This is a genomic window from Aeromonas sp. QDB25, assembly GCF_027707725.1.
GTDB classification, from domain to species: Bacteria; Pseudomonadota; Gammaproteobacteria; order Enterobacterales; family Aeromonadaceae; genus Aeromonas; species Aeromonas caviae.
In genome coordinates this window covers 1-9,314 of the sequence record NZ_JAPCIZ010000107.1, presented here as the reverse complement: position 1 = coordinate 9,314, position 9,314 = coordinate 1, and the positions used below count along the sequence as shown (strand labels likewise).

Genomic DNA, 9,314 nt, shown 5'->3' with positions numbered 1-9,314 from the left:
CGTCAGTGGGAGAGATCTCACTAAAAACTGGGAATAACGCCTTAAATGGCGAAGAAACGGTCTAAATAGGCTGATTCAAGGCATTTACGGGAGAAAAAATCGGCTCAAACAGGAAAAAATGAAATGACTGAGTCAGCCGAGAAGAATTTCCCCGCTTATTCGCACCTTCCTTAGCCATTCCATCGCTATTCTCAACATTGCTGGCCCGAGTGAAGCACGCAACCCCGGTATTTACTTGCAGGCGAGCGCACTACTGGAGCTTTTCTGGAGCAAGGAACATGAGCCGATCTGATGCCCGCTGCGCGACACCCTATATCTACTCGGGTGAGTTGCAGATCCGTCCCGAAGTGGATGCCGCGCTGGCTGCGCTGAAAGACAAACCCTACACCGCCATCCCTAGCTGGAAAAATGACGGAACCTGGGAGCTGTGGACGGTGGAAGGCGACGGCGAAACCAAGCCCTGCATCATCAGCGGCCCATCGACCACTTACCCCAGCGAGGCCGATGCACTGGCCGCCGGTGCGGCCTGGCTATCCGGACAACGCTGAGCAACCTCAATTCCAGCCCTCGCTGACAAAGCCAACGCCACGGCGGTTGATCTCGACCGGCGGCCTGATGTCTTGCACTTGGACAACACCCCGGCCATCACGAGCTGCCGAGCCCAAGGCCCGCTGCAGAACCAGACGCACACTGCGCGGCGGCAAGGCTTGCAGACGGGACAGGACATCATCATTCAGTCGCTCGGCAAAGGCAGTGCCCCAGCTCGACTCGTCGCGGAGGCGGTTGTAAATCGACTGCGCAATGCTTCTTACCTGCTCCGGTCTGGGAGGTTGAATGTGCAACACCGTCAGCCGTGAGCGTAGCGGCCCCGGAATCGCCTCCAGCTCATTCGCGGTCGCCATCCAATTGACATGACTGGCGTCAATGGCAAAGTCGCGGATCGACAAGTCGATGAAATCCCGCGCACTGCGCGGTTCCAGCAAGGTATAGAGTGCTGCCAGCGGATCGTATTGCGGTCTGCCGTTACTGGCCTTGTCCAGTTCATCGAGTACCACCACCGGGTTGGCCAGTGGCTGGTAGGCCAACAGCTCAAAGAGCTGGCCTGGCTCGGAATTGCTCCAAAATGATTCGGAACCGGCGAGCGGCGAACTTGATTGCGTACTCGCTATGTCGAAGACCCGGAACGGTAGCACGAGCTGATCGGCAAGCCAGCGTGCCGCCTCGGTTTTGCCGATGCCCGCCGGGCCGACCAGCAACACGGCAGGCCAGGACACCCGGCCATCGCCCAGACTGGACAAGGCGAAGTGATCACGCATCAGCTCGGCCAGTTCATGGAAGTTTGGGAAAGCCTGCGCGAACTCATCCAGCAGGGCTTTCCAGTCCGGGGGTAGCAGGCCCAGTTGGCGGCTGCCATGGCCCGCCCGCTTGATCCGCTCTGCCATCGCCTGTGCGCGCTTGAACTTGTCGTCGCCTTTTGGTCGGTGGCGATCCACGAACGCCTCCAGCCCGGCTTCATCGAGAAAGACGATGCTCGGCAAGGGCGCTGATTTAGCGGCTTCTGTCGGCTGCTCCTGAACCTGCTCCGGTTCGGCTTCACTCAAGACCGGCTCATTTTCAGCCGCCACGGCGGCACGTACATCTTCGGTCGTCACCTTGCCCAGATCGTGCACCACCTGCTGTACCCCCTGTTCGACGATGAGCTGGCGGCTGCGGCGCACTTCTTCGGCAAACAACCCTTGGATGCCGTCATGTTGCGGGCAGCGCTGGGGACGGATGCCGTCCCCGATAACCTGTGCGCCGCAGACGGGGCATTGTTGCAGCGAAAGGTGCTTGGTCTGGGCAATCAGATCGAACACTGCCGCTGCACGTTCGCTGTGGCGTCGCGGCGGCTGGTAATAAATGACCAGGCGATCCCGGTTGCAACTCACCGACAGTGAGCCCTTGAGTGCGAGCACTGTGGGCGGCAGCAGGCATTCCACCTGGGCAAACAGATGTGCTACCAAAGCCAGATGCCCCGGCGCGGGTTCGACGATCTGCCGGGCAAGCCAGGGATGCTGCTCCTTGAGCGCAGTAATGGCAGCTTCGTATTCCCGCAGGCGCAACGGACGGATTTGCTTCGGCTTGCGCATGATGGCCTCTCAAAACATCTAACTATAATTTACTATAACGCCAATTTACACGAATCGCCAAACTCCGCGCGCTCGTCTTGTCGGCCAATAAGTCTTATAGTGATTTACAGTGAATTCGCAGAGCCCGATATGCCAAGCCTTACCAACGAACAATTGCCAGCCCTTGCCGCTGCCTTGATACGACTGCGCGGGGAAACGCTGGGGCGGATCGCCGAGGCCACCGGTATCCGCACTGCCAACCTCTCGGTCTGGCTGCGTGGCAAGGAGCAGGTGATCTCCGCCAAACGACTGGTCGGCCTGTTGCACCACCTCGGTGTGGAAGGCGGCCGCCTGCGTACCGACGTGTTGCACCCTTGGCATGATCGCGGGGCGCTGGATGACAGCAAGCTTGTACTAGGCACGCTGCTGGCCAACACGCAGCCAGTGTGGTTGTTTCAGGATGAACAGCCGGGGCTCATTAAGACGCGCTTTCTGTTGGCTGGCGATGTGCTGATCCGCATGGAGATCGAGCCGGGCGTCGATCAAGCCCTTGATTTGGCGACAGTCGTCAGGGTGGATCGTGTCATCACCACCCCTGCAGCATTGGCCTGGGTGCCAATCGACTCGTTGGCATCAGCACACAACGTCCTCTTGGCGCTGGCGGAGCAGGCCGCAGCGGACGTGGGTGACGAAGAGCTGCTGGAAGGGCTGATGTTCCGTCTGACCGAAACGGTTGGCAGCAATGTCGCGTCATCACGGGGGTGGCAGCAGCTGGAACAAGCGCTGTGCCTTGCGCTCAAGACAGGAGCCCAGCCTGCCGACATCGCCAAGCTGGTTGATAGCCATTTCCGCAGCAGCGGAAAAGCGGACATGCCGCCAACTGAGTAAGCAAAAAATGCGCTGTTTCCATCCGTTGGGTTTTCAAATCGTGCTGCGCGATCGCATGACTTTTAGCTGGTCACATGCCCCGTTACTCCCAATCTGGCGCTACGTTCTTTCTAACGTCACGCTACGTTCTTCCTAATGGTGTTGTGTTGGGGCGCAAAAAAATGATGTGATGACCAACATAATACTACGTTATATCTAGTGTGCTTAACGATCTTTCTAACGTCGCACAACGTACATTCCAACATTGCGTCGTATCATCAAACACACTGCGTCATACATGTCGCGCCCAAATGTGATGGGGAGTAACGTGGCAAGAGCCTTTGTGACCAGCAAAAAATATCTGTGCGATCAGATCGGGCTGCCGGCCGACTGTGTAAACAGTGTGGCGGCATGTTGGCAACAACGTGGCAACCTTGTGCGAACAATGTGTTGAAAGAGTGGCAAGGATGGTGGCGACAATGTGGTCACCCTGTGGCGACAGTGTGTCACCATGGTGGTGACAGTGTGGCACTGCGCCCCGTGTTACCACATTCAACTTACAGCGAACGCAGTCAAAGGCAATCGGGATGCTTCCACAGCACCTAAATGGTAGACTTCAAACGATTTAAGACGACTTTGAATCGCATAATCCGAGCGCCAACGACATGAGCAAAGAACCGTGGGTTACCGCCGAGCACGTCGCCCAGCACTTGGGCGTGGCCAAGGACACCGTGTACCGCTGGCGCGAGCGCAAGGGTCTGCCCGCGCACCGCGTAGGGCGGCTGTGGAAGTTCCAGCTCTCGGAAGTGGATGAGTGGGTACGAGCTGGAGGTGCCGATGAAGAATCGGGCGATGGGAGCGAACAAAAATGAATCCAGCAGGGGAAGGTGACGCGTGAGCTTGGAAGGGCAACTCCTTGACCAAAAGTCCTTGCGGGCCGTGACTGGCAAGACGGCGGACTGGAACGAAATTGCTAAGGATTGCATTGCCTTTGCCAATGCAACCGGTGGCCGCCTACTGCTGGGGATCGAGGATGGCCAGAGCGAGCCTCCCGCCGATCAGCGTGTCCCTCCAGACTTGCCTGACACATTGCGCCGCAAGTTGGCAGAGCGCACGGTCAACATGACGGTGCTGCCGGATGTCACCATCGCCCCTAATGGCGGCCAATACATCGAATTGCTCATTCCGCGCGCCATGGCCGTTGCATCTACCACGGACGGCCGCTACTTCCTGCGCGTAGCCGACCAAAGCAAGCCCGTGACGGGTGATGACGTTATGCGCCTCGCCAGCGAGCGTTCCGCATTGCCATGGGAAACGCAAACCACCTTGCATGTTCCACGTACCGAAATTGATCCTGCCAAACGCGACAAGCTGCTCGAAGCCTTGCGCGCATCGGATCGCGTCAAGCCTTCCGTGAAAGAGAAGTCTGACGATGAGTTGCTCGATCACTATCAGCTCGCACAAGGGCCGAACCTCACCAATCTGGGCGTGCTCAGTCTCGGTCGCCAGCATCATCGCGCTCAACTGACCACCGCTCCGGTCATCCAGTTCATCAAGTACGACGAGCACGGACAGAAGGTCAACAAGCTGGTCTGGGACGACCACACGCAAAGCCCGATGGAATTGATCGAAGCGGTCTGGCAGGCGGTGCCTGACTTTCGCGAGCGCTACGAACTACCCGATGGCCTGTACCGCCAGAACGTGCCCGCTTTCGATGAAATCGTGGTGCGCGAGTTATTGGTCAACGCATTGGTACATCGTCCCTACACCCAGCGCGGTGACATCTTTTGAACCTGCATCCAGACCGGCTGGAAGTGGTCAACCCTGGACCGCTACCGCTGGGCGTCTCGCCGCAGAACGTGCTCCACACTACGGTACGCCGTAACGAACACCTGGCACGCCTGTTCCATGACTTGAAGCTGATGGAGCGGGAAGGCAGCGGCTTCGACAAGATCTTCGAGGTGCTGCTCTCTCAGGGCCGCCCGGCTCCCGAGTTGATCGAGACCCACGATCGTGTGCAGGTGACAGTGCGCCGCCGCATTCTCAAGCCTGAGGTCATCGACTTCATTGCGAAAGCGGACCAGACCTATCAGCTCACGCAGCGCGAGAGGATCGCGTTGGGCCTATTGGCGCAGCAAGATGCCCTGACGGCACGCGAGCTGGTAACGTCGCTTGAGCTGCCGTCGGTTGAAGCATTGCAACCTTGGCTAAAGCGCCTACTGGACTGGCAGTTGGTGCAAAGCGCCGGGCGTACCCAGGCAACACGCTATTTTGTTGACCCCAGCCTGCTGCGCAGCCTCCAGTTCACCGGCGAGACCACCCTCAAACGCATTGAGCCACACCGCTTGGCCGCGCTGGTACTGGAAGACCTGCAGCGCTACCCCAGGTCGGCCATCAGCGACATCCACCAGCGCGTCGGCGGCGAAATCCATCCCAAGCAAGTCAAGCGCGCGCTGGAAGAGCTGATCGGGCGCGGGGAAGTCCGCTTTGAGGGTAACAAGCGCTGGCGGCGCTACTGGGCGGTGGCATGAGCAGCCTATCGGACAACCTGCGCACTATCGTCGATAGGTGGGCGATAGAAGCCGGGCGATATGTTGGTGACCGCCTTAAGAATCAAGGATTTCTATCGACCCAAGGCGAAGAAGGCCGGGAGATAGAACGCGGCCCTATTGCCGTAACAACCCATTTACTCCTGCTCAAGCATCGCGCCTGAGCAGGGCTCAACGAATCGAAACAGGACTTTAAAATGACAAGCAATGAACAACGCGCTGCCCTACAGCGCCAGATCTGGGCCATCGCCAATGACGTCCGCGGTGCCGTCGATGGCTGGGACTTCAAGCAATACGTACTGGGCACCCTGTTCTATCGCTTTATCAGCGAGAACTTCATCGACTACATCACCGGCGGCGACCCTTCTGTTAATTACGCCGCCATGGCGGACGATGATGCGAACATCGCTGCCGCCAAAGATGACGCCATCAAGACCAAGGGCTACTTCATCTACCCCAGCCAGCTGTTCGTCAATGTCGCGGCCAACGCCAACACCAACGAAAGCCTGAATACCGACCTGGCCAACATCTTTGCCGCCATCGAAGCCTCCGCCAACGGCTACCCCTCCGAGCGCGACATCAAAGGCCTGTTTGCTGATTTCGACACCACCAGCAACCGGCTTGGCAATACTGTCAAAGACAAGAACGATCGTCTTTCCAAAGTGCTCAAACGCGTGGCTGAGCTGGACTTTGGCGGCTTCGATGCAAGCCACATCGACCTGTTCGGCGATGCCTACGAGTTCCTGATCTCGAACTACGCCGCCAACGCCGGCAAGTCGGGCGGCGAGTTCTTCACGCCGCAGCATGTGTCCAAGCTGATCGCACAGCTTGCAATGCACAAGCAAACCAGCGTCAACAAGATTTACGACCCCGCCTGTGGCTCCGGCTCGCTGCTGCTGCAAGCCAAGAAGCACTTCGATCAGCACCTGATCGAAGACGGCTTCTTCGGGCAAGAAATCAACCACACCACGTACAACTTGGCGCGGATGAACATGTTCTTGCACAACGTGAACTACGACAAGTTCAACATCCAGCTCGGCAACACCCTGACCGAACCGCATTTTGGCGACGACAAGCCCTTTGATGCCATCGTTTCCAACCCGCCGTACTCGGTGAAGTGGATTGGCTCGGATGACCCGACCTTGATCAACGACGACCGCTTTGCCCCGGCTGGTGTGCTCGCGCCCAAGTCCAAGGCCGACTTTGCCTTTGTATTGCACGCACTGAGCTACCTGTCCAGCAAAGGCCGTGCCGCCATCGTCTGCTTCCCAGGTATTTTCTATCGCGGCGGGGCCGAGCAGAAAATCCGCCAGTACCTGGTGGACAATAACTATGTCGAGAGCGTGATTTCGCTCGCGCCCAATCTGTTCTTTGGCACCACCATCGCCGTGAACATTCTGGTGCTAGCAAAGAATAAGAAGGACACCACGACCCAGTTCATCGATGCCAGCGGGCTATTCAAGAAAGAAACCAATAACAACGTACTGCTGGATTCGCATATCGCGCAAATCATGGCCGTGTTTGATAGCAAGGCAAACGTCGATCACTTTGCCAAGTCGGCACCGCTGGAAGAAGTCGTCGCCAAGGAATACAACCTGTCGGTTAGCACCTATGTCGAAGCCAAAGACAACCGCGAAGTGGTGGACATCGAAAAACTCAATGATGAGCTAGAAACTACGGTCGAAAAAATCAACCAATTGCGCGCAAAAATTGATGAAATTGTTGCAAGGTTCGGAGATGTGGAAGCTGAGAGCTTCGTTGTAAAAATACTCCAAGGATATGAAGTCAGCTGGACCGCCTTGGGAGATAACGAGTTCGTTGAAATAGCAAACAATGCTCGAAGACCCGTAAAGGCATCTCTGCGGAAGCCGGGTGAGACCCCATATTTCGGTGCCAATAACATTCAAGACTATGTAGAAGGCCATACTCACGATGGCGAGTACGTTTTGATAGCGGAGGATGGTTCGGCTAGTCTAGAGAATTACTCGATTCAGTATGCAACGGGTAAGTTCTGGGCCAATAATCATGTCCACGTTGTTCGCGGAAAAGCATGTTTGAACACGAAATTTCTGTACCACTATTTGCGTACAGTTAACTTTATTCCCTATTTGCCAAACAAAGACAGGTCAAAGTTGACAAAAGGCGACTTGATAAAAATACCCATCCCTCTTCCTTGTCCCAATAGTCCAGAGAAGTCTCAGGAGATTCAAGCGGAAATTGTCAGCATACTAGATTCATTTGCAGAGCTTAATGCAGAGCTTAATGCAGAGCTTAATGCAAGAAATAAGCAACACAACTTTTATCGCCGCGCTCTATTGGGATTTTCTACGCAAGAGGTAGCGCTATAACATGGGCAAGACGTTGACCGAAATTGCTCAGCAGCTGAAAGACGCCAACAAGAAGGTGCAGCTGATCTATGCCTTTAATGGCACAGGGAAAACACGCCTATCTAGAGAGTTTAAAGAGTTAGTTGCAGAAGAAATTGATGCGGATGGTGAAGATGCAGAGGCATCAGATTTGGCTCGGAAAAATGTCATCTATTACAACGCCTTCACCGAAGACTTGTTTTTTTGGGATAATGACTTGAATGATGATGAAGACAGAAAGTTAATAATACATCCCAACGCATTTACAACATGGGTGCTCGAAGAGCAAGGACAGGGTCCGATAGTCATTGATTACTTTCAGAAACTAACGAATAGCAACATAGAGCCGCAATTCAATGCCGATTTCTCCGAGATCCACTTTACAATAAGAGGAGATGAGGAACATACACCAATTAAGATTTCTAAGGGTGAGGAAAGTAATCTGATTTGGTGCATGTTTTACAGTCTTTTGAATCTGATTGTAGAGGAGTTAAACACTCCTGCAGAGGAACGAAGCACAGCTGACTTCAATCAATTAAAGTACGTATTTATTGATGACCCTGTTAGTTCACTTGATGACAATCATCTAATTGAGCTAGCTGTTGACATAGCAAAGTTGGTTAAGTCCAGCTCTACTGGCTTGCAGTTTATAATCACGACACACAGCCCATTGTTTTACAATATTCTTGCGAATGAATTCAACAACAAACTAGCCAAAGATCCAGATGCTGAAATTATTGATTGGCTATATAGACCAGGAGATTCAAAAAAATACCGTTTTGACAAGAATGCAGATGGTACCTTTGAACTCACGTTACTAGATCGAAAAACTCCATTTTCATATCATCTACATCTGCTGTCTGAGATTAGAACAGCCATTGCCAGTGGCCAGCTAAAAAAATATCATTTTAGTTTTCTAAGAAATATCTTTGAGAAAACGGCCACGTTTTTAGGATATGACCATTGGGAGAATCTACTCCCTAGAGCTGCTGACGGAAATCCAGACCCATTTTTCAATCGAATTCTGAACCTTTCAAGTCATTCTGCGCATGCGGCTGAGGAGGCTGGTGAAGTCGAAGCTCACGACAAATATAAGCTAGAAGAACTTGTTAATTTCTTAAGCAGTAAATATGGATTCTGGAACGAGCCTCAGGAAGTGCCAAATGACTGATTACAAAACCATCGCAGAATCCAATACTTTTATCGTTCTGGATAAATACACCCAAGAATGGAAGGTCGCAGAAGGCTACCAGAGCGAAAGTGATCTGGAGCGCGAGCTGATTCAGGATCTGGTCAATCAGGGTTACGAATTCCGTAAGTATTCACCGGAACAGTATTGACACAGGAAAAATGAGACGATCGTCTCTTGATCCCACTTTCCTGCTTGCTTGATCCTGCTCCTTAGATACGCTCCCCCCATGAGC

The 9,314-nt window shown here is 54.3% G+C and carries 9 protein-coding genes; 8 read left to right on the top strand and 1 reads right to left on the bottom strand.

Annotated features, from left to right (window positions below):
- Window positions 1-278: 278 nt before the first annotated feature.
- On the top strand, window positions 279-548 hold the full coding sequence (locus PG883_RS21455) for a hypothetical protein (RefSeq protein ID WP_017936950.1): 270 nt from the start codon (window positions 279-281) through the stop codon (window positions 546-548).
- 6 nt (window positions 549-554) lie between these two features.
- On the opposite strand, the gene PG883_RS21450 is transcribed toward PG883_RS21455, so the two are convergent.
- The gene (locus PG883_RS21450; RefSeq protein ID WP_270796777.1) at window positions 555-2,129 is read right to left on the bottom strand and encodes an AAA family ATPase; all 1,575 of its coding nucleotides are present in this window, start codon (window positions 2,127-2,129) and stop codon (window positions 555-557) included.
- Between the two features lie 129 nt (window positions 2,130-2,258).
- On the opposite strand from PG883_RS21450, the gene PG883_RS21445 reads away from it, so the two are divergent.
- From PG883_RS21445 to PG883_RS21415, 7 genes are all read left to right on the top strand, one after another.
- Window positions 2,259-2,996, top strand: a complete 738-nt coding sequence (locus PG883_RS21445; protein ID WP_270796775.1) for a hypothetical protein — start codon at window positions 2,259-2,261, stop codon at window positions 2,994-2,996.
- A gap of 644 nt (window positions 2,997-3,640) precedes the next feature.
- Window positions 3,641-3,847 (top strand): helix-turn-helix domain-containing protein, encoded by a 207-nt coding sequence (locus PG883_RS21440; protein ID WP_161507985.1) that lies wholly within the window; start codon window positions 3,641-3,643, stop codon window positions 3,845-3,847.
- Between the two features lie 28 nt (window positions 3,848-3,875).
- A complete protein-coding gene (locus PG883_RS21435; protein ID WP_270796773.1) occupies window positions 3,876-4,766 on the top strand; it encodes an AlbA family DNA-binding domain-containing protein in 891 nt (296 codons plus the stop codon).
- The gene (locus PG883_RS21430; protein ID WP_270796771.1) at window positions 4,763-5,506 is read left to right on the top strand and encodes an ATP-binding protein; all 744 of its coding nucleotides are present in this window, start codon (window positions 4,763-4,765) and stop codon (window positions 5,504-5,506) included. Before PG883_RS21435 ends, PG883_RS21430 begins: the two co-directional genes overlap by 4 nt.
- 215 nt (window positions 5,507-5,721) lie before the next feature.
- Window positions 5,722-7,872: a type I restriction-modification system subunit M gene (locus tag PG883_RS21425; protein WP_270796769.1), complete on the top strand. Its 2,151-nt coding sequence runs from the start codon at window positions 5,722-5,724 to the stop codon at window positions 7,870-7,872.
- Between the two features lies 1 nt (window position 7,873).
- On the top strand, window positions 7,874-9,061 hold the full coding sequence (locus tag PG883_RS21420; RefSeq protein WP_270796767.1) for an AAA family ATPase: 1,188 nt from the start codon (window positions 7,874-7,876) through the stop codon (window positions 9,059-9,061).
- Complete coding sequence (locus tag PG883_RS21415; protein ID WP_270808079.1) at window positions 9,054-9,230, top strand: hypothetical protein; 177 nt, start codon at window positions 9,054-9,056, stop codon at window positions 9,228-9,230. The genes PG883_RS21420 and PG883_RS21415 overlap by 8 nt, the downstream gene beginning before the upstream one ends.
- The last annotated feature ends 84 nt before the right edge of the window (window positions 9,231-9,314 follow it).